Origin of the sequence: Streptomyces sp. NPDC006385 (assembly GCF_040612485.1) — a bacterium.
Lineage (GTDB): Bacteria > Actinomycetota > Actinomycetes > Streptomycetales > Streptomycetaceae > Streptomyces.
The window spans coordinates 26,332-47,617 of record NZ_JBEXQG010000006.1; the positions used below are offsets into that span (position 1 = coordinate 26,332).

The following is a 21,286-nucleotide window of genomic DNA, read 5'->3' on the forward strand; positions in this document are numbered from 1 at the left end:
GGCCCGTCTCATCTGATCCGACCAGCGGAATTGTCACGGTATTCATCCGATCGGCCGCAGGAAGCCTTGGGGCCGTGACCGGGGGCGTGCCACACGCCGATAGATCGTCTCCAGCCGGTCCGTCACCGCGTGCACGGAGAACACCTCCGTGACGGCACGGCGCCCCGCCTCCGCGAGGGCGGCTCGCTTGCCGGCGTCGGCCAGCAGAGCGCAGACCGCGTCCGCCATGTCCTCGGGACTGCCGTCGGTGACCACCGCCGCCCGCCGGTGAGCCAGCTCGTCCGCGATGCCGCAGGTGTCGGTGCACACCACGGGGGTGCCCGCGCGGAGCGCCTCGATCACGGTCATCCCGAACGGTTCGTCGACGCTGGGCAGCACGTACACCGCCGCCTTCGCGTAGGCCCGTACCGCCTCGGCGTGCGCCAGCGCCCCGCCGTAGGAGACGACGGCCTCCAACTCATGGGCGGCGATCAGCCGGTGCACCTTCGGCAGCATCCCTTCGTCCGCCCCGTAGAGGGTGAACCGGGCGTCGGGCATCCTGCGGTGCACCAGAGCGGCCATCTCGACGAACGCGTCCGGGCGCTTGCGCGGGTGCAGCCGGGCGAGGAAGAGCACCTCCCGCGTGCCCCGCCCCTGCTCCGCCCCGCCTTCGTGCTCGGGTCGCACCCCGTTGGGCAGGGTCACCAGCGGCGGGCCGCCGGCGCCGATCACCTGGGCCACGTCCCGGCGCTCGTGCTCGGTGAGGACCAGGCAGCCGCGGGCCCGGCGCAGCAAAGGCACGTACACCCGGTCGAAAAGCCTGACAGCGACCGCGCGCCGGGGCTGCACCATGCCGTGCGTCTGCGCGACGAATCTCTTGCGGCGCAGCGCGGCGACGGCGAGCGCCGCGAGGGAGACGAGGTCGCGCCCCGCGTGGATGTGGACCACATCGGCCCTGCCCATGGCTTTCCACAGGTCCCTGACCAGCATCGGATGCATGAGCCCGGTGAAGCGCCCCGGCAGCAGGGAGCGGGCCGGACGCGTACGCAGCGGCACCGAGCCCAGACGGGCCGGCGCCGGGGACCTGCCCCGCCACAGGGACACCAGGGTGACCTCGTGGCCTCGGGCGGCGCACTCCTCCAACTGCCCGGCGGCCACGCTCGTCGGACCGCCGTACGCTCCGTCGTCGCTGACGAGTGTCACGACGTGGACGACCCTCATGCCGCCGCCCCACTGGTGATGACCTCGCCCGGACCGATGTCGCGCCGGGCGACCACCGAGGCACCCACCACCGCGCCACGGCCCACGGTCACCCCGCGCAGCACGACGGCCCGTGCCGCGATCCAGGCTCCGGGCTCCAGGCGGATGGGCCCGTTGTCGAACTCGAAGGTGGGGCTGCGGCGTTGGTGGCTTCCCGTGCACAGCAGCGCCCCCTGCGAGACGCACACGTTGCTGCCGATACTGATCTGCTGCAGGTTCAGCAGCCAGGCGCCCTCCCCGATCCACACGTCGTCGTCGATGTGCAGCCGCCAGGGCCAGTGCACCCGGACACCGTGCCGGATCAGCACCCGTCGTCCGATCCGCGCGCCGAAGGCCCGCAGCACGGCCGGCCGCCAGCGGGCCGGGAACCACCACTTGACGAACACGAGGTGGAGTACGGCGAACCAGGCCGCCTGGACGAGCAGCGGACGCCCCTTGTCGTAGCCCGCCCCCGTGAAGCCCCGCAGGGAACGCTCGACCACGGCCCGGTGGTCGGGCTCGCCTGTGCGGGTGCCCCTGTCGGGCGGCGCTGCGGTCTCTGTCATGGGGGTAGCCCTTCCCGAACCCGAACCGGAAAATATGCCTATTTGCATAAATTGCTATGAATTCACGGCGTGGGCCAGCACATAACGGCGTGTTGCCGCCGGCCTCGACCGCATGGAAGACCCGTATCCCCCCGGGAGGGGCGCGGCGGGCTCAGTAGGCCCCGCGCCCGTCCAGCACCGCGCGGACCGTGCGGGCCATGACCGTCATGTCCCAGGTCCAGGACCAGTTGTCGACGTACCGCAGATCGAGCGAGACCGTCTCGTGCCAGGACAGGTCGGATCTGCCGCTCACCTGCCACAGTCCCGTGAGGCCGGGTTTGACGCTCAGTCGGCGCATCTCCACCTCGTCGTAGCGGGCGACCTCCTCGGGCAGCGGTGGGCGTGGGCCCACCAGCGACATATGACCGAGGAGGACATTGGCCAACTGGGGCAGTTCGTCCAGCGAGTAGCGGCGCAGAAAGCGCCCGACGGAGGTGACCCGTGGATCCCGGCGCAGCTTGAACATATGGCCGTCGTGTTCGTTGGCCGCCGCCAGGTCGCCCTTCATCCGGTCCGCGTCCACGACCATCGTCCGGAACTTCCACATGGGGAAGGGCGTTCCGTTCCGTCCGACGCGGGCCTGACGGTAGATGACCGGCCCCGGCGAGCTCATCCGCACGGCGAGCGCCACGACCGCGAACAGGGGGGCCAGCACCATGAGCAGGACCAGCGAACCCGCCCGGTCCGTGGCGGCCTTCAGCAGCGTCGGCAGGCCACGGCGCGTCGGCGCCGAGATGTCCAGCAGGGTGAGCCCGGCCGCCGAGGTGATCCGGACCCTGCGCCGGGCCACTTCGACGATGCCGGGCAGCGCCATCAGCCGACGGCCCCGGTCGTGCAGGGCCCAGGACAGCCGCCGAAGCCGGTCCCCGCACATGTGCCGGTCCGTGGCGACGAAGACGAGGTCGGCGCCGAGCGCCTCGGCCGCCTCGGCCACGGGCGCGGCATCCTCGTCCAGAGCGGTCGGCGTGTCGACCCCCAGCCGCGCCGACACGGGCACCCCGGACAACACGTCGCCCTCGCCCAGCACACAGGCGCCGACCACCACGTACCCATGGTCCGTACGCTCGGCGAGCTGCCCCACCACGGCGTCCACCGCTCCGGGCTCACCGATGACGAGGACGCGTCGAAGCCCTCGGGCACGCCGGCGTACGGCCAGGACGCGGCGGTGGATCGCCTTGCGGCAGACCACGGTGACCGCCAACGCGGGACACAGGGCGAGAACCGCCGTGGGCATGTCGCCGAACCCGGATGCGGCACGCAGCACCGCCAGAACGCCGAGCAGCACCAGCCAGTCCCGCACAACCGGTCCGACCGGGGCGCCCTCGTCCCATGTCCAGGGCACGTAGCGGCTGGCGGCGAGGCCCACGAGCACCCAGATGACCGTGATGGCGACCACCTGCTGCACCGGGTGCGCCACACCGGTCGCGAGGAAGGCCACCGCCGTCGGCAGCGCCATCCCCACGGCGTCGGCACAGACCGCGACCGGCACGTACCACCCGCCCGCAGGACCTGTGCGCCCGTCTGTCCGGTGCGGTGTGAGGGGAACCGCCTTCCCTGAAACCGCGCTGCTGGACTGCCGCATGGTTCTCCCTGTGACCCCGGCCCTCGGCGAAGACGTGGGCGCGGCCGCACCGGAGGAGCAGCTCGCACCCAATGCGACGGTTATATCAATCTTCTTGCCTGTATGTCCTATTTAAATGACTTGCTGTCAGGTGTCGCTCCCCCCGCCGAGGACCCGTGCCGCCGCCCAGCCGCTCGGCCTTTCCGGTGCTCTGAGACCCGGACGGCCTAGAAGAGGAGCCTCCGAAGAGTGACGCCAGTGTGATTGTGCAATTGATCAGGCGCCCGGCAGCGGATGCGCATCACCACTCGAATCGCCCAAGAAACAGGCACGGCCATCCGCGAGGTCCGGTACACCAGAACAAGGAGGAGTACTCGTCGTGCGAGTAACCACTCGAACAATGACCCAGTCGCGACGCCCCAGATGGGCAGCGCGCCTCGTCGGCCTCGGTCTGACCACGGCCCTCGCGGTCACCATCACGGCCGGCCCCGCGGCGGCGGTGCCGGGAGGCCCCAGCGCCTCCGGCGAGCAGCCGGTGGAGGTGCCGGGCAACCCGACCTTCGCCACGCTGCCCGCCACGATCACCCCCTTCACCTGCGACCGGATCGTCACGGTCGACCCGGTGACGGCGGGATCCTTCGGGGACGACGACGAGGTCAGCATCCTCAACATCGGCACCGACAACACCTTCGACTTCAGCATCTCCGACGACTTCGCCGCCATCGGCGTCCTCGTCAAGGGCGGCCCGGTCGCCAACGTCTACGACTACCGGCCCGTGGGCATCCAGGCGGACCAGGAACTGCACGCTCCGGTCAACCCGATGAACATGACCTACTACGGCCTCAGCAACCTCGACTTCTGCCTCGTCGAGGACAACTACAACAGCTGACGTCCCCCACCCACCGAAAAGCGAAAGGGCCCGCACGACCGAAGTCGTACGGGCCCCTTCAGGAGCTCGCGGATGGAGCTACCAGGTCAGATCAGCAAACTCACTTGTTGATCTTGGTGACCTGGCCGGCGCCCACGGTCCGGCCACCCTCACGGATGGCGAACTTCAGGCCCTCCTCCATGGCGACGGGCTGGATGAGCTCCACCTTCATCTCGGTGTTGTCACCCGGCATGACCATCTCGGTGCCCTCGGGGAGGGTCACGACGCCGGTCACGTCCGTCGTACGGAAGTAGAACTGCGGACGGTAGTTGTTGAAGAACGGCGTGTGGCGGCCACCCTCGTCCTTGGACAGGATGTAGGCCTGCGCCTCGAACTCGGTGTGCGGGGTGACCGAGCCCGGCTTGATGATGACCTGGCCGCGCTCGACGTCCTCGCGCTTGATGCCGCGAAGCAGCAGACCGACGTTCTCACCGGCCTGGCCCTCGTCGAGCAGCTTGCGGAACATCTCGATGCCGGTGACCGTGGTGGTGGTCTTCTCGGTCTTGATGCCGATGATGTCGACGGTCTCGTTGACCTTCAGGACACCACGCTCGATACGGCCGGTGACGACCGTACCGCGACCGGTGATCGTGAAGACGTCCTCGATCGGCATGAGGAACGGCTTGTCGACGTCGCGCTCCGGCTCCGGGATCGACTCGTCGACGGCCTTCATCAGGTCCAGGACCGACTGGCCCCACTCCTTGTCGCCCTCGAGAGCCTTGAGCGCCGAGACCTTGACGACCGGCAGGTCGTCGCCCGGGAACTCGTACTCGGAGAGGAGCTCACGCACCTCGAGCTCGACGAGCTCCAGGATCTCCTCGTCGTCCACCATGTCGGCCTTGTTCAGGGCGACGACGATGTACGGAACGCCGACCTGGCGGGCCAGGAGCACGTGCTCCTTGGTCTGCGGCATCGGGCCGTCGGTGGCGGCGACCACGAGGATGGCGCCGTCCATCTGGGCAGCACCGGTGATCATGTTCTTGATGTAGTCCGCGTGACCGGGGCAGTCGACGTGGGCGTAGTGACGGGTCTCCGTCTGGTACTCGACGTGCGCGATGGAGATGGTGATACCGCGCTGGCGCTCCTCGGGAGCCTTGTCGATCTGGTCGAACGCCGAGGCCTCGTTCAGGTCCGGGAACGCGTCGTGCAGCACCTTGGTAATGGCGGCCGTGAGGGTCGTCTTACCGTGGTCGATGTGACCGATGGTGCCGATGTTGACGTGCGGCTTAGTCCGCTCGAACTTCGCCTTCGCCACTGGGGTCCTCCTGTGGAGTGGTTCTGAACGCCTTGCTTCATCGGCGCCAGGTGATCTTTGCTGGAAAGCCCGGGCCCGGGGCAAACACCCGCAAAAGCGGGTGTTTGCCCCTGAGGCTCCGGAGTCAAGCCTAAAGCGTGTGAACGCGGTGCGTTACTCGCCCTTGGCCTTCGCGATGATCTCCTCGGCGACGTTCCGCGGAACCTCGGCGTAGGAGTCGAACTGCATGGAGTAGCTGGCCCGGCCGGACGTCTTGCTGCGCAGGTCGCCGACGTAACCGAACATCTCCGAGAGGGGCACGAGGCCCTTCACGACGCGGGCACCCGCCCGCTCCTCCATGGCCTGGATCTGGCCACGGCGGGAGTTGATGTCGCCGATGACCTCACCCATGTAGTCCTCGGGCGTGGTGACCTCGACGGCCATCATCGGCTCGAGCAGTACAGGGCTGGCCTTGCGCGCGGCCTCCTTGAAGGCCTGCGAACCGGCGATCTTGAACGCGAGCTCGGAGGAGTCGACCTCGTGGTACGCACCGTCGAGCAGCGTGACGCGGACACCGGTCATCTCGTAACCGGCGAGGATGCCGAACTGCATGGCCTCCTGCGCACCGGCGTCGACCGAAGGGATGTACTCCTTCGGGATACGACCACCGGTCACCTTGTTCACGAACTCGTACGACGTGTCGCCGCTTTCGAGAGGCTCGATCGCGATCTGCACCTTGGCGAACTGGCCGGTACCACCAGTCTGCTTCTTGTGCGTGAAGTCGACGCGCTCGACGGCCTTGCGGATCGTCTCACGGTAGGCGACCTGCGGCTTGCCGACGTTGGCCTCGACCTTGAACTCACGGCGCATACGGTCGACCAGCACCTCGAGGTGCAGCTCGCCCATACCACCGATGATGGTCTGGCCGGTCTCCTCGTCCGAGTGGACCTGGAAGGACGGGTCCTCCTCGGCCAGGCGCTGGATCGCGACGCCGAGCTTCTCCTGGTCGCCCTTCGACTTGGGCTCGATGGCGACCTGGATGACCGGCGCCGGGAAGTCCATGGACTCCAGGATCACCGGGTTCTTGTCGTCGGCCAGCGTCTCACCGGTCGTGGTCTGCTTCAGACCCATGACGGCGATGATGTCGCCGGCGCCCACCGACTGGATCTCCTCACGCTTGTTCGCGTGCATGCGGTAGATCTTGCCGATGCGCTCCTTCTTGCCCTTGACGGAGTTCAGCACCTGGGTGCCGGACTCCAGGCGACCGGAGTACACGCGGACGAAGGTGAGCTTGCCGAGGTGCGGGTCGCTCATGATCTTGAACGCCAGCGCCGACAGCGGCTCGTCGTCGGAGGGCTTGCGCTTCACGACCTCCTCGGGGTCGTTCACCGCGTGGCCCTCGATGGCCTCGATGTCGAGCGGGGAGGGCAGGTAGCGGACCACCGCGTCGAGCAGGGGCTGAACGCCCTTGTTCTTGAACGCGGTGCCACAGAACACCGGGGTGACCGTGGTGTCGCTGGACTTGCCGGAGGCGATCGTGATGCGGCGGATGGCCGCGTACAGCTGCTCCTCGGAGGGCTCCTCGCCCTCCAGGTACAGCTCCATAATCTCCTCGTCGTTCTCCGCGACGGCCTCGAGCAGCTTGCCGCGCCACTCTTCAGCGGCCTCGGTGTGCGTGGCCGGGATGTCGACGACGTCGTACATCTCGCCCTTGGTGGCCTCGGCGGACCAGACGAGCGCCTTCATGCGGACCAGGTCCACGACGCCCTTGAAGTCGGCCTCGGCACCGATCGGGAGCTGCATGACGAGCGGCTGGGCACCCAGACGGTCGCTGATCATGTCGACGCAGCGGTGGAACTCCGCGCCCGTACGGTCCAGCTTGTTGACGAAGCAGATACGCGGAACGCGGTAACGGTCCGCCTGACGCCACACCGTCTCGGACTGCGGCTCAACGCCGGCGACGCCGTCGAACACCGTCACGGCACCGTCGAGCACGCGCAGCGAGCGCTCCACCTCGACGGTGAAGTCGACGTGGCCCGGGGTGTCGATGATGTTGATGGTGTGGTCGACGTCTTCCAGCGGCCAGTGACAGGTGGTGGCAGCAGAGGTGATCGTGATGCCACGCTCCTGCTCCTGCTCCATCCAGTCCATGGTGGCAGCGCCGTCGTGGACCTCACCGATCTTGTAAGACACACCGGTGTAGAACAGGATCCGCTCGGTGGTGGTCGTCTTGCCCGCGTCGATGTGGGCCATGATGCCGATATTGCGCACCTTGGCCAGGTCAAGTGAAGTGGTAGCCATAAGGCTTCAGTCTTCTCTCGGTCTCGATGTGGGTAGCGACTACCAGCGGTAGTGCGCGAAGGCCTTGTTGGACTCGGCCATCTTGTGGGTGTCCTCGCGCTTCTTCACGGCCGCACCGAGGCCGTTGGAGGCATCGAGAAGCTCGTTGAGGAGACGCTCGGTCATGGTCTTCTCGCGACGGGCGCGGGAGTAACCGACCAGCCAGCGCAGCGCCAGGGTGTTGGCGCGGCCCGGCTTGACCTCGACCGGGACCTGGTAGGTGGCGCCACCGACACGGCGGGACTTGACCTCGAGGGTCGGCTTGATGTTCTCGAGAGCGCGCTTGAGCGTGATGACCGGGTCGTTGCCGGTCTTCTCGCGCAGGCCCTCCATGGCGCCGTAGACGATGCGCTCGGCGGTGGAGCGCTTGCCGTTCAGCAGCACCTTGTTGATCAGGGAGGTCACCAGAGGGGAGCCGTAAACCGGGTCGATGATGACCGGGCGCTTCGGGGCGGGGCCCTTACGAGGCATTCTTACTTCTCCTTCTTGGCGCCGTAACGGCTGCGAGCCTGCTTGCGGTTCTTGACACCCTGAGTGTCGAGCGAGCCGCGGATGATCTTGTAGCGAACACCCGGCAGGTCCTTCACACGGCCGCCGCGCACGAGCACGATGGAGTGCTCCTGCAGGTTGTGTCCCTCACCCGGAATGTAAGCGGTGACCTCGATCCCGCTGGTCAGACGCACACGCGCGACCTTACGCAGGGCCGAGTTCGGCTTCTTCGGGGTGGTCGTGAACACACGCGTGCAGACGCCGCGACGCTGAGGGGACCCCTCGAGTGCGGGCGTCTTGTTCTTCTCGACCTTGTCCTGCCGGCCCTTGCGGACCAGCTGCTGGATCGTAGGCACTACTTCTCCGGTTTCTGTGTGCCGATGGGTACAGCTAACCTGGAACGTCGCCGACCCACGCGGTCGGGTGTGTCGAATCCGGCGGACTCCCGCCGCGAGGCGAAAAGAGCACAGATTACGGTGGCCGCTCACAGCTCGTTATGCGGTTGAAGGCACGCACGAGAGCCAGGGCACACCCCAGGCACAAGGTCTGAGCGTACCTACCTCATACGCTGCGGTCAAAACAAATGGGCGTCGCCCGCATCGCCATACGCCCGATGTCAAGACCGCACGACGAGTTCGATCTTCAAATCCCCGATCAGAGCACGTCAGCAAGACATCACCGGACCGGCGAAGAGTCGGCTCATCGCATCTCATGCGGTGACGGCGGCGGGGTCATGGGAGCGGCGGTACTGTGCGGGGCGACCGGCACCGGTTCTGCCACTCTTCCCGGACACGACAGCGGCCTCAGCGAGGGCAGCACCGGCCCCGTCTGGACACGAGGGACCGCGTGCAGAGGCGGCTGCCAGAGGTCACACGGACACGACGCCGACCGCACGCCGAGATTCCCCCGGGCTCACCGAGGGACGCCGTTGTCATACGGAGGCAGCCGCGGTCACGATCATCAGGGTCAGCAGGATCGCCCAGCCCGCGGTCGACAGCCACCCCAGCACCAGCCCGGTCAGGGCGAGCGCGTCGCCGGCCTCTCCGGTGCGGCGTATCTCGGAGCGCGCGGCGTGGCCCAGGACCACGGCCGGAATGCCGGTCAGCCCGAAGCTCACCAGGCAGAGCACGCCGCAGACGGCCGACCCGACGGCCTTGCCGTTCGTCTGCGGCCGGGGCGCCGCCAGGAACGTCCGCGGCACGGGCGTGGCGGGCGCAGGCTGCGGTACGGGGCCCTGGGGCAGGTCGGCGACGAGCAGGGCCAGTTCGCCCACCGTACGGGCCGCGTAGGCCCGCGCGACCCGCTGCTCGAACTCGGGCTGCTCCAGCCGTCCTTCGCCGTAACCCGCCCTGAGCACGTCCACGGCACGCTCACGGTCGGCGTGCGAGGCGAGCATCGAGGGGGCGCTGGGCCCGGTCCACCGCTGCGGGGCGGTGCCGCCCTGCGCCGGCTGCGGTGCACCGCTCCCCTGCCACGGCTGCCACGGCTGCCACGCGGGATGCGTCATGGAGCACCTCCCCCGTAGTGGTCGGAGTCCTTCCATGATGCGCCGATCCGGCATGCGCGGCATCGGGGTCGCACCCGGAGAAGACCCGGACGCCGTCCGAAGACGCCGAAGGGCGGCCACCCGGAGAGGTGACCGCCCTTCGACTCCAGCGACTCGCTTACTGGTTGTACGGACCGTAGTCGTAGTCCTCCAGCGGAACGGCCTGGCCGGAGCCCGTGCCGAACGGCGAGTAGTCGATGTCGTCGTAGCCGACGGCCGAGTACATCGCGGCCTTGGCCTCCTCGGTCGGCTCGACCCGGATGTTGCGGTAGCGGGACAGACCCGTACCGGCCGGGATGAGCTTACCGATGATGACGTTCTCCTTGAGGCCGATCAGGGAGTCGGACTTGGCGTTGATCGCCGCGTCCGTGAGGACCCTGGTCGTCTCCTGGAAGGACGCCGCCGACAGCCACGACTCGGTCGCCAGCGAGGCCTTGGTGATACCCATGAGCTGCGGACGACCGGAGGCCGGGTGACCGCCCTCCTGGACCACACGACGGTTCTCGGTCTCGAACTTCGAGCGCTCGACCAGCTCGCCGGGCAGCAGCTCGGCGTCGCCGGACTCGATGATCGTCACGCGGCGCAGCATCTGCCGGATGATGATCTCGATGTGCTTGTCGTGGATCGACACACCCTGCGAGTTGTAGACCTTCTGGACCTCGCCGACCAGGTGGACCTGGACGGCACGCTGGCCCAGGATGCGCAGCACGTCGTGCGGGTTGGTGGCACCCACGGTGAGCTTCTGGCCCACCTCGACGTGCTCGCCCTCGCTGACCAGGAGTCGGGCACGCTTCGAGATCGGGTACGCCGTCTCGTCGCTGCCGTCGTCCGGGGTGACGACGATCTTCTTGGTCTTCTCGGTCTCCTCGATCCGGACGCGGCCGGTGGCCTCGGAGATCGGGGCGACACCCTTCGGGGTACGGGCCTCGAAGAGCTCGACGACACGCGGCAGACCCTGGGTGATGTCGTCACCGGCCACACCACCGGTGTGGAAGGTACGCATCGTCAGCTGGGTACCGGGCTCACCGATGGACTGGGCGGCGATGATGCCGACCGCCTCACCGATGTCGACCAGCTTGCCGGTGGCGAGCGAACGGCCGTAGCACATGGCGCAGGTGCCGACGGCGGACTCGCAGGTCAGGACCGAGCGGGTCTTGACCGTCTCGACGCCCTGGGCCACGAGCTCCTCGATGAGGACGTCGCCCAGGTCGGTGCCGGCCGGGGCCAGCACCTTGCCGTCGACCACGATGTCCTCGGCGAGGCAGCGCGCGTACACGGACGTCTCGACGTTCTCCGTCTTGCGCAGCACGCCGTCCGCACCGCGCTCGGCGATCGCCAGCTTGAGGCCACGGTCGGTGCCGCAGTCCTCCTCGCGGATGATCACGTCCTGCGACACGTCCACCAGACGACGGGTCAGGTAACCCGAGTCGGCGGTACGCAGGGCGGTGTCCGCCAGACCCTTACGGGCACCGTGCGTGGAGATGAAGTACTCCAGCACGGACAGGCCCTCACGGAAGGACGCCTTGATCGGACGCGGGATCGTCTCGTTCTTCGCGTTCGACACCAGACCACGCATACCGGCGATCTGACGCATCTGCATCATGTTGCCTCGTGCACCCGAGTTCACCATCATGAAGATCGGGTTGGTCTTCGGGAAGTTGTCGTTCATCGCCTCGGCGACCTCGTTGGTCGCCTTGGTCCAGATCGCGATGAGCTCCTGCGTGCGCTCGTCCTTGGTGATCAGACCGCGCTCGTACTGCTTCTGGACCTTCTCGTCCTGCGCCTCGTAACCGCGGACGATCTCCTTCTTCGCCTCGGGAACGACGACGTCGGAGATGGCGACGGTGACGCCGGAACGGGTGGCCCAGTAGAAGCCGGAAGCCTTCAGGTTGTCGAGCGTCGCCGCCACGATGACCTTCGGGTAGCGCTCGGCGAGGTCGTTGACGATCTCGGAGAGCTGCTTCTTGCCGACCTCGTAGTCGACGAACGGGTAGTCCTCGGGCAGCAGCTCGTTGAAAAGCGCACGACCCAGCGTGGTCTTCAGACGGAAGCTGTCACCCTGCTGCCACTCCGGCTCGCCCTCCTCCTGCGCCGGCGGGGTCCAGCCGCGCGGCGGGATGGTGCCGACCGGGAAGCGGATGTCGATCTTCGACTGGAGCGAGAGCTCACCGGCGTCGAAGGCCATGATCGCCTCGGCCACGGACGAGAACGAGCGGTCCTCACCCTTGATGTCCCGCATCTCGCCGTCGGTGGTGAGGAAGAACAGACCGAGGACCATGTCCTGGGTCGGCATCGTCACCGGACGGCCGTCGGCGGGCTTGAGGATGTTGTTCGAGGACAGCATCAGGATGCGGGCCTCGGCCTGCGCCTCCGCGGACAGCGGCAGGTGCACGGCCATCTGGTCACCGTCGAAGTCCGCGTTGAACGCGGTGCAGACGAGCGGGTGGATCTGGATGGCCTTGCCCTCGACCAGCTGCGGCTCGAAGGCCTGGATGCCGAGGCGGTGCAGGGTGGGCGCACGGTTCAGCAGAACCGGGTGCTCGGCGATGACCTCTTCGAGGACGTCGTACACGACCGTGCGGCCGCGCTCCACCATGCGCTTGGCGCTCTTGATGTTCTGCGCGTGGTTGAGGTCCACGAGCCGCTTCATCACGAACGGCTTGAACAGCTCCAGCGCCATCGCCTTGGGCAGACCGCACTGGTGCAGCTTCAGCTGCGGACCGACGACGATCACTGAACGCGCGGAGTAGTCCACACGCTTACCGAGCAGGTTCTGACGGAATCGACCCTGCTTGCCCTTCAGCATGTCGCTGAGGGACTTCAGCGGGCGGTTGCCCGGACCGGTCACCGGGCGACCACGACGACCGTTGTCGAAGAGGGCGTCAACAGCCTCCTGAAGCATGCGCTTCTCGTTGTTGACGATGATCTCGGGCGCGCCGAGGTCGAGGAGCCTCTTCAGACGGTTGTTGCGGTTGATCACACGGCGGTACAGGTCGTTCAGGTCGGAGGTCGCGAAGCGGCCACCGTCCAGCTGCACCATCGGACGCAGGTCCGGCGGGATGACCGGCACGCAGTCGAGCACCATGCCCTTGGGGCTGTTGCTGGTCTGCAGGAACGCGGAGACGACCTTCAGGCGCTTGAGCGCACGGGTCTTCTTCTGGCCCTTGCCGGTACGGATGATCTCGCGGAGGCGCTCGGCCTCCTCGTCCAGGTCGAAGGACTCCAGGCGCTTCTGCAGCGCCGCGGCACCCATCGAACCGTCGAAGTACGTGCCGAAGCGGTCACGCAGCTCGCGGTAGAGGAGCTCGTCGCCCTCGAGGTCCTGGACCTTGAGGTTCTTGAACCGGGTCCACACCTCGTCGAGGCGGTCGATCTCGCGCTGCGCACGGTCGCGCAGCTGCTTCATCTCACGCTCGGCACCCTCGCGCACCTTGCGGCGCACGTCGGCCTTGGCGCCCTCGGCCTCCAGCTCGGCCAGGTCGGTCTCGAGCTTCTTGGCGCGGGCCTCCAGGTCGGCGTCCCGGCGGTTCTCGATCTGCTGGCGCTCGACGGAGACGTGCGCCTCCAGGGAGGGCAGGTCGCGGGTACGGCGCTCCTCGTCGACGTACGTGATCATGTACGCCGCGAAGTAGATGACCTTCTCGAGGTCCTTGGGAGCCAGGTCGAGCAGGTAGCCCAGCCGGCTCGGGACACCCTTGAAGTACCAGATGTGCGTGACGGGCGCGGCGAGCTCGATGTGGCCCATCCGCTCACGGCGCACCTTGGCGCGCGTGACCTCGACGCCACAGCGCTCGCAGATGATGCCCTTGAAGCGAACGCGCTTGTACTTGCCGCAGTAGCACTCCCAGTCCCGGGTCGGACCGAAGATCTTCTCGCAGAAGAGTCCGTCCTTCTCGGGCTTGAGGGTGCGGTAGTTGATGGTCTCGGGCTTCTTGACCTCGCCGTGGCTCCACTGACGGATGTCGTCAGCGGTGGCCAGACCGATCCGGAGCTCATCGAAGAAGTTGACGTCGAGCACTATGCGTCAATCCCTCTCAGGGTTGTAAGTCTGTGGTCTGAAACGGGGGCCTGGGGGTCGGCGGGGCCCTGTGGGTGAGGGCCCCGCCGGACTCCCGTCAGACCTCTTCGACGCTGCTCGGCTCGCGCCGGGACAGGTCGATGCCGAGCTCCTCCGCAGCGCGGAAGACGTCCTCGTCGGTGTCACGCATCTCGATGGACATACCGTCGCTGGACAGCACCTCCACGTTCAGGCAGAGCGACTGCATCTCCTTGATGAGCACCTTGAAGGACTCGGGGATGCCGGGCTCGGGGATGTTCTCGCCCTTGACGATGGCCTCGTAGACCTTCACGCGGCCGGTGACGTCGTCGGACTTGATGGTCAGCAGCTCCTGGAGGGCGTATGCGGCGCCGTATGCCTCCAGCGCCCACACCTCCATCTCACCGAACCGCTGGCCACCGAACTGGGCCTTACCACCCAGCGGCTGCTGGGTGATCATGCTGTACGGGCCGGTCGAACGGGCGTGCAGCTTGTCGTCGACCAGGTGGTGCAGCTTCAGGATGTACATGTAGCCGACCGAGATCGGGTCCGGGAACGGCTCACCGCTACGGCCGTCGAACAGCCGCGCCTTGCCGGACGGGAGCACCATGCGCTCGCCGTCGCGGTTCGGGATGGTGTGCTGCAGCAGACCCGCCAGCTCGTCCTCACGCGCACCGTCGAACACCGGGGTGGCGACGTTGGTGCCCGGGTCGACCTGGTCGGCGCCGATCGCCTGGAGGCGCTGCGCCCACTCGTCCGCGAGGCCGGAGACGTCCCAGCCGCGGCTGGCGAGCCAGCCGAGGTGGATCTCCAGGACCTGTCCCGGGTTCATTCGGGACGGCACACCCAGCGGGTTGAGGATGATGTCGACCGGGGTGCCGTCCTCCAGGAACGGCATGTCCTCGATCGGCAGAATCTTGGAGATGACGCCCTTGTTGCCGTGGCGGCCGGCGAGCTTGTCACCGTCGGTGATCTTGCGCTTCTGCGCCACGTACACGCGCACCAGCTGGTTCACACCGGGGGGAAGCTCGTCGCCCTCCTCGCGGTCGAAGACGCGGACGCCGATGACCTTGCCGGTCTCGCCGTGCGGCACCTTCAGCGAGGTGTCACGGACCTCACGGGCCTTCTCACCGAAGATCGCGCGCAGCAGGCGCTCCTCCGGCGTCAGCTCGGTCTCACCCTTCGGGGTCACCTTGCCGACGAGGATGTCACCGGCGATGACCTCGGCACCGATACGGATGATGCCGCGCTCGTCGAGGTCGGCGAGGACCTCCTCGGAGACGTTCGGGATGTCCCGGGTGATCTCCTCGGGGCCGAGCTTGGTGTCACGGGCGTCGACCTCGTGCTCCTCGATGTGGATCGAGGAGAGGACGTCGTCCTGCACGAGGCGCTGCGACAGGATGATCGCGTCCTCGTAGTTGTGACCCTCCCACGGCATGAACGCCACGAGCAGGTTCTTGCCCAGCGCCATCTCACCGTTCTGGGTGGCCGGACCGTCGGCGAGGACCTGGCCCTCGACGATCCGGTCGCCCTCCTGGACGATGACCTTCTGGTTGACCGAGGTGCCCTGGTTGGAGCGGGCGAACTTGGCCAGGCGGTACGTGATGTACGTGCCGTCGTCGTTGGCGGTGGTGATGTAGTCCGCGGAGACCTCCTGGACCACACCGGCCTTCTCGGCCTTGACGACGTCGCCGGCGTCGACGGCGGAGCGGTACTCCATGCCGGTGCCGACGAGCGGGGCCTCCGCCTTGATGAGCGGAACGGCCTGGCGCATCATGTTCGCGCCCATGAGGGCACGGTTGGCGTCGTCGTGCTCGAGGAACGGGATCATGGCGGTCGCGACCGACACCATCTGGCGCGGCGAGACGTCCATGTAGTCCACGTCCTCGCCGCCGACGTAGTCGACCTCGCCGCCACGGCGGCGGACGAGCACACGGGCCTCGGCGAAACGCATGTCGTCCGTCAGCGTGGCGTTGGCCTGCGCGATGACGAAGCGGTCCTCCTCGTCGGCCGTCAGGTAGTCGACCTCGTCGGTGACCTGACCGTCGACGACCTTGCGGTACGGCGTCTCGACGAAACCGAACGCGTTGACGCGGCCGTAGGAGGCGAGCGAACCGATCAGACCGATGTTCGGGCCTTCAGGCGTCTCGATCGGGCACATACGGCCGTAGTGGGACGGGTGAACGTCACGGACCTCGAAGCCGGCCCGCTCACGGGACAGACCACCCGGGCCGAGCGCGGACAGACGACGCTTGTGCGTCAGCCCGGACAGCGGGTTGTTCTGGTCCATGAACTGCGACAGCTGGCTGGTGCCGAAGAACTCCTTGATGGAGGCGACGACCGGCCGGATGTTGATCAGGGTCTGCGGCGTGATCGCCTCGACGTCCTGGGTCGTCATGCGCTCACGGACGACGCGCTCCATACGAGCCAGACCGGTGCGGACCTGGTTCTGGATGAGCTCGCCGACGCTGCGCAGACGACGGTTGCCGAAGTGGTCGATGTCGTCGGTCTCGACGACGATGCTCTGACCGCTGTCGCCGACCGTCTCGGTCTCGCCCGCGTGCAGCTTCACCAGGTACTTGATCGTCGAGATGATGTCCTCGACGGTCAGGATGCCCGCGTCGAGCGGAGCGTCCGCACCCAGCTTCTTGTTGACCTTGTAGCGGCCGACCTTGGCGAGGTCGTAGCGCTTCGGGTTGAAGTAGAGGTTCTCAAGGAGCGTCTGCGCGGCCTCACGCGTGGGGGGCTCGCCCGGACGCAGCTTGCGGTAGATGTCGAGCAGCGCGTCGTCCTGGCCCTGGGTGTGGTCCTTCTCCAGGGTGGCGCGCATCGACTCGTACTCGCCGAACTCCTCGAGGATCTGCTCGGTGGTCCAGCCGAGCGCCTTGAGCAGGACGGTGACGGACTGCTTGCGCTTGCGGTCGATGCGGACACCGACCATGTCGCGCTTGTCGATCTCCATCTCCAGCCAGGCACCCCGGGACGGGATGATCTTGGCCGAGAAGATGTCCTTGTCGGACGTCTTGTCGATGGTCGAGTCGAAGTAGACACCGGGGGAACGGACCAGCTGCGACACCACGACACGCTCGGTGCCGTTGATGACGAAGGTGCCCTTGTTCGTCATGAGCGGGAAGTCACCCATGAAGACCGTCTGGGACTTGATCTCGCCGGTCTCGTTGTTCGTGAACTCGGCCGTGACGAAGAGCGGAGCGGCGTACGTGAAGTCGCGCTCCTTGCACTCGTCGATGCTGTTCTTCGGCGGCTCGAAGCGGTGGTCGCGGAACGTCAGCGACATCGACCCGGAGAAGTCCTCGATCGGGGAGATCTCCTCGAAGATCTCCTCGAGGCCGGACTTGGTGGGGACATCCTGACCGGACTCCAGAGCCGCCTCGACCCGACTCTGCCAGGCGGTGTTGCCGAGCAGCCAGTCAAAGCTCTCGGTCTGCAGCGCGAGCAGGTTCGGAACCTCAAGGGGCTCCTTGATCTTTGCAAAAGAGATGCGCAGCGGGGCGGTGCTGGCGCCGTTGTTCGTATTCGCGGTCGAGGCAGTGCGCGAGGCGGCCAAGAGGGGGTCCTTCCGAGGGCTCGGACTCACTACGCGCGTACCGGCCCCTCACCGGGGCACAGAGACAGGTGTTCCGTCTCCGACCAAAGAATGGCCAGGTCAAGGATGGTCCGGTCATCGGTGCTCAAGCGAGGGCATGCCCCTGGTGACGGGCAGGGGACAGCTAACAGGCAGCGCAAAGGGTCAGTGTAGCCACTTGGCACACTGATGTCCAGTGCGGGTTTTTCGCGACCCTCGTTGTTCTCAACGCCCTCGGCATGCTCGCCCTCAATGCACGTTGATACTGCCCTCTTCGTCGCCGATCCATGCCTCGGATTCGGATCCTTGTGACGACGCGTCCTGAGAATTGCGCGCTGCGTGCGGTTCGTCAAGGCCCCCAGGCCCGAACCCGGGGCCGCCCAGGGACACGACGAAGATCACCATACCCCCCACCGAACCGGGCGCAAGGCAACCGTGGCCGCGCCCCCAGGAACGCCGAGGAGCGACCACCCGAATGGATGATCGCTCCTCGGTGCGACTGCGTTACAGCCCTAGGTGGCTGCTCTCAGCATGCGCGAAGGTCGTACTCGACCGGGAAGACCGGGAAGACCGGAAAGGTCTTACTTGACCTCGACGGAGGCGCCGGCGCCCTCGAGGGACTCCTTGGCCTTGTCCGCGGCCTCCTTGTTGACCTTCTCCAGAACCGGCTTCGGCGCACCGTCGACCAGGTCCTTGGCCTCCTTCAGGCCCAGCGAGGTCAGCTCACGCACGACCTTGATGACCTGGATCTTCTTGTCACCGGCGCCGGTGAGGATGACGTCGAACTCGTCCTTCTCCTCGACGGCCTCGGCCGGGACACCCGGGGCACCCGGAGCGGCAACGGCGACCGCGGCGGCAGCGGCGGTGACGTCGAACTTCTCCTCGAACGCCTTCACGAACTCGGAAAGCTGGATGAGGGTCATGTTCTCGAACTCGGCGAGCAGTTCTTCCTGGGTGAGAGCCACGATGGCTTTCCTTCCACTAATTCGGCTGGTGCCGGATGTACATGAGTGGCGGGCGTACGTTGGCCCGCTACGACCGCTGCCTGGGGGCGGCGGTCATGATGCGAGCCGAATTACTCGGCACCGCCCTGCTCGTCCTGCTTGGCACGAAGCGCGTCCACGGTGCGGACGAGCTTCGACGGGAGCGCCTGGAAGACCTGAGCAGCCTGCGTCTGCTTGCCCTTCAGGGCGCCCGCCAGCTTGGCGAGCAGAACCTCGCGGGACTCGAGGTCCGCAAGCTTCTTGATCTCGTCGGCGGACAGCGCCTTGCCGTCAAGGACACCGCCCTTGATGACGAGATTCGGGTTGTCCTTGGCGAAGTCACGGAGACCCTTCGCCGACTCCACCGGGTCACCGGTGACGAAGGCGACAGCCGTCGGACCGTTGAACAGGTCGTCCAGCGTCGAGATCCCGGCCTCGTTGGCCGCAATCTTGGTCAGCGTGTTCTTCACCACGGCGTACTGGGCGTTCTCACCGAGCGAACGACGCAGCGTCTTGAGCTGCGCCACGGTGAGACCGCGGTACTCGGTCAGCACTGCAGCGCTCGAGTTGCGGAACTGCTCCGTCAACTCCGCCACTGCGGCAGCCTTGTCGGGCCTCGCCATAGAGCCTCGGCCTCCTTCCGGGTGATTCGGACCGCGCGGACCCGAAGGAGGACTGGGGAAAACGAAACGCCCCGGCGCAGGCGCACGGGGCGGACTCGACCGGTCGCACGCACGAGACGTACGTACTCCGGGAGCACTTCCACTGTCACCTGCGCGGGTCGTCCGCATTTCAGCGGATCCTTCGGCCACCGCGCCCTCCTGCGAGCGCACGGCAACGACCAGCGGTCTTTGGCTTCTGTAGGAGAGTACGGGACACAATCGCCGTCAGGCAAATCGGCCCGTACGGTGCTCAGCTCCCGTTCTTCTGCAGCGGCTTGCGCAGGTCGGCGGTGTCGTCGGCCTGGGGTGCCCGCACCGTCACCGGCTTGCCGTGGTCGAGGAAGGTGAAGGTGAGGTCGAGCACGCCGTGGCGGCCGAAGCCCTGCGTGCGCAGGCGCTTGACCCGGTCGTCACCGTCGACCCACACATCCAGGGTGAGCTCGTCCACGCCCTGCTTGTCGTACTGGTCGAGGCTGTTCTCGCGTCCCTGCCGGGCGGCCTTGTCCTCGACGTCGTCGAGGGAGGCGCGCAGCTCCTCGACGGTGGCCGTCCCCGCGTAGTGCGTGGTGTCGGCGCCGTCGACCGTCTCGGTGCCGATCCGCTTCACGTCCTCGGCAGCGGCCAGGAGGGCTGCTTCCCGGGCCGGGTTCCGGCTCACCTGGTCGCGCAGGCCGGCGACGTCCATACGCAGGCCGCCGGCGGTGGTGAACTTGGCGTCCGGACCGTAGCTGATCCAGTGCCTCCCGCCCATCTCCTTGACCATGTCGTCGGGCGCGCTCGCGTAGAGCACCCCGCCGACCAGGCGCAGCTCGGACTCGCCCTGGTTCTCGCCGCTCAGGTTGGCCGTCCTCAAACGGGCCGTGGCCGGTGTCGTGCGGACGGCCGCCTCGTCCTCGATCTTCCCCCGCTCAGGCATCCGGCCGGTCACCCGGTACCGCAGGGACGGGACCCCTTCGGTCCGCTCCGCGGCCCGAAGGACGGCCTCGGCGGCCGAGGTTTGCGCGGACCGCCCCGCATCGGCTCCTGTGCCGCAGCCGGCGAGAAGGAGCGCGGCGAGGCCGACGACCGCCGCCCGACGCGGCACGGAGACGGGCAGGGCGGCGCGTATGGAACGCCTCATCGATTCCCCCCAAGGAACACACGGCGGTGCGTGGTCGGCGCACAGCAAGATCGGGAGCGTATCCCAGGAAGCCTGACCAGGAAGCCGGAACGGTCTTCCGGAGTCGAGCGGTACGACGCGGCGCTCAGGAGGTGCCGCCCAGACCTCCTCGCATCTTCAGCAGCTCCTTGAAGTCCGCGGTGTCCCCCGCCGGAGGTTTCTCGACCGCGGTCTTCACGCCGTAGTCGCTGTAGTACGCGGTCTGGGTCAGCCGTCCGGTGGCCGTCCGGCCCTTCTCGACCTTCTTGACCAGCAGGTTACGGTCATCGACCCATATCTCGACGGTCTGGGTGGCGGCACCCTCGCCCTGCACCGTGCCGGAGTAGTGCGTGGTGCGCTCGCCTCTCACCGTCTCCTCGCCGACCTTGCGTACGTCCGCGGAGGACAGCAGCAGTTTCACCGACGTATGCGGTGCGGTGGCGCGCATCTGGTCCGCCAGGTCCGCTCCGGCACTGCCGGCGAGATGCTTCAGGTCGTCGTAGACGTACTTGATCCAGTGCTTGCCGTCGGTCTTCTCGGCGAACGTGTCGCCCATGCGCGCGTAGTAGGCGTCGGGAAGATAGCGGGCCTCCATGGACGTCGTGCCCAGTCGGCGCATCGTCTCGGCCGTCGTGCCGCCGGTGTACGTGATCTTCATGGTGCCGGTGAGGCCGTCGCTCCAGGCGAGGGCGCCCTCGGCCTTCATGGACAGGGCCGAGCCCATGCTGGTCGTGGATCTGACGCGGGCGGACTCGGCCTGGCCCGTGGCGCGTTCGACGGTGCGCAGGGCGGCTGTCACGGCGGCGGCGGGAGTGGGGCGGGCCTCCTCCGTGGGGCGGTCGGAGGCCGTGCAGGCGGCCAGGGCCGCCGGCACGGCCGTCAGCGCGATCCACAGCGCCGACCGGCGCGCCCTCGTGCTCGTCATTCGTTCCCCCTGTGTGAACCCCGTGAATGCACGTTAAC

At 67.4% G+C, this 21,286-nt stretch carries 15 protein-coding genes; 1 reads left to right on the forward strand and 14 read right to left on the reverse strand.

The genetic code is table 11. The features are described 5' to 3' along the window. Window positions 1-42 precede the first annotated feature (42 nt). The 3 genes from ABZ078_RS06240 to ABZ078_RS06250 all read right to left on the reverse strand — a co-directional run bounded on the left by ABZ078_RS06240 (window position 43) and on the right by ABZ078_RS06250 (window position 3,279). Window positions 43-1,200, reverse strand: a complete 1,158-nt coding sequence (locus ABZ078_RS06240) for a glycosyltransferase (protein WP_356572139.1) — start codon at window positions 1,198-1,200, stop codon at window positions 43-45. Next, entirely contained in the window at window positions 1,197-1,784 is a 588-nt protein-coding gene (locus ABZ078_RS06245; RefSeq protein WP_356572141.1) for a putative colanic acid biosynthesis acetyltransferase, read from the reverse strand. Before ABZ078_RS06245 ends, ABZ078_RS06240 begins: the two co-directional genes overlap by 4 nt. Before the next feature lie 151 nt (window positions 1,785-1,935). Continuing rightward, the gene (locus ABZ078_RS06250) at window positions 1,936-3,279 is read right to left on the reverse strand and encodes a sugar transferase (protein ID WP_356572143.1); all 1,344 of its coding nucleotides are present in this window, start codon (window positions 3,277-3,279) and stop codon (window positions 1,936-1,938) included. Between the two features lie 505 nt (window positions 3,280-3,784). Here ABZ078_RS06250 and ABZ078_RS06255 point away from each other — a divergent pair. Continuing rightward, window positions 3,785-4,273: a hypothetical protein gene (locus ABZ078_RS06255; RefSeq protein ID WP_356572145.1), complete on the forward strand. Its 489-nt coding sequence runs from the start codon at window positions 3,785-3,787 to the stop codon at window positions 4,271-4,273. Between the two features lie 100 nt (window positions 4,274-4,373). Here ABZ078_RS06255 and tuf read toward each other — a convergent pair whose 3' ends face one another. The 11 genes from tuf to ABZ078_RS06310 form a co-directional block, all read right to left on the reverse strand. Then, window positions 4,374-5,567: an elongation factor Tu gene (gene tuf / locus ABZ078_RS06260; RefSeq protein ID WP_030671874.1), complete on the reverse strand. Its 1,194-nt coding sequence runs from the start codon at window positions 5,565-5,567 to the stop codon at window positions 4,374-4,376. A gap of 153 nt (window positions 5,568-5,720) precedes the next feature. After that, entirely contained in the window at window positions 5,721-7,847 is a 2,127-nt protein-coding gene (fusA, locus tag ABZ078_RS06265) for an elongation factor G (protein ID WP_019754096.1), read from the reverse strand. Window positions 7,848-7,886: 39 nt separating this feature from the next. Next, the gene (gene rpsG / locus ABZ078_RS06270) at window positions 7,887-8,357 is read right to left on the reverse strand and encodes a 30S ribosomal protein S7 (protein ID WP_003998848.1); all 471 of its coding nucleotides are present in this window, start codon (window positions 8,355-8,357) and stop codon (window positions 7,887-7,889) included. Window positions 8,358-8,359: 2 nt separating this feature from the next. Beyond that, window positions 8,360-8,731: a 30S ribosomal protein S12 gene (rpsL, locus tag ABZ078_RS06275; protein ID WP_003948652.1), complete on the reverse strand. Its 372-nt coding sequence runs from the start codon at window positions 8,729-8,731 to the stop codon at window positions 8,360-8,362. Between the two features lie 575 nt (window positions 8,732-9,306). Continuing rightward, window positions 9,307-9,882: a DUF1707 and DUF4190 domain-containing protein gene (locus tag ABZ078_RS06280; protein WP_356572148.1), complete on the reverse strand. Its 576-nt coding sequence runs from the start codon at window positions 9,880-9,882 to the stop codon at window positions 9,307-9,309. Between the two features lie 157 nt (window positions 9,883-10,039). Then, window positions 10,040-13,939, reverse strand: coding sequence for a DNA-directed RNA polymerase subunit beta' (locus ABZ078_RS06285; protein WP_356572150.1), 3,900 nt, complete (start codon window positions 13,937-13,939; stop codon window positions 10,040-10,042). 97 nt (window positions 13,940-14,036) lie between these two features. Beyond that, window positions 14,037-17,522, reverse strand: a complete 3,486-nt coding sequence (gene rpoB / locus ABZ078_RS06290; RefSeq protein WP_356572152.1) for a DNA-directed RNA polymerase subunit beta — start codon at window positions 17,520-17,522, stop codon at window positions 14,037-14,039. Between the two features lie 599 nt (window positions 17,523-18,121). Continuing rightward, window positions 18,122-18,508 carry a 50S ribosomal protein L7/L12 gene (gene rplL / locus ABZ078_RS06295; protein ID WP_356572470.1) on the reverse strand — a complete coding sequence of 129 codons (387 nt, stop codon included), beginning with the start codon at window positions 18,506-18,508 and terminating at the stop codon, window positions 18,122-18,124. Between the two features lie 107 nt (window positions 18,509-18,615). Further along, complete coding sequence (rplJ, locus tag ABZ078_RS06300; protein WP_055622549.1) at window positions 18,616-19,146, reverse strand: 50S ribosomal protein L10; 531 nt, start codon at window positions 19,144-19,146, stop codon at window positions 18,616-18,618. 289 nt (window positions 19,147-19,435) lie between these two features. Further along, window positions 19,436-20,305 (reverse strand): hypothetical protein, encoded by an 870-nt coding sequence (locus ABZ078_RS06305; RefSeq protein ID WP_356572154.1) that lies wholly within the window; start codon window positions 20,303-20,305, stop codon window positions 19,436-19,438. 124 nt (window positions 20,306-20,429) lie between these two features. Continuing rightward, window positions 20,430-21,248, reverse strand: coding sequence for a hypothetical protein (locus tag ABZ078_RS06310; protein WP_356572156.1), 819 nt, complete (start codon window positions 21,246-21,248; stop codon window positions 20,430-20,432). Window positions 21,249-21,286: the final 38 nt, after the last annotated feature.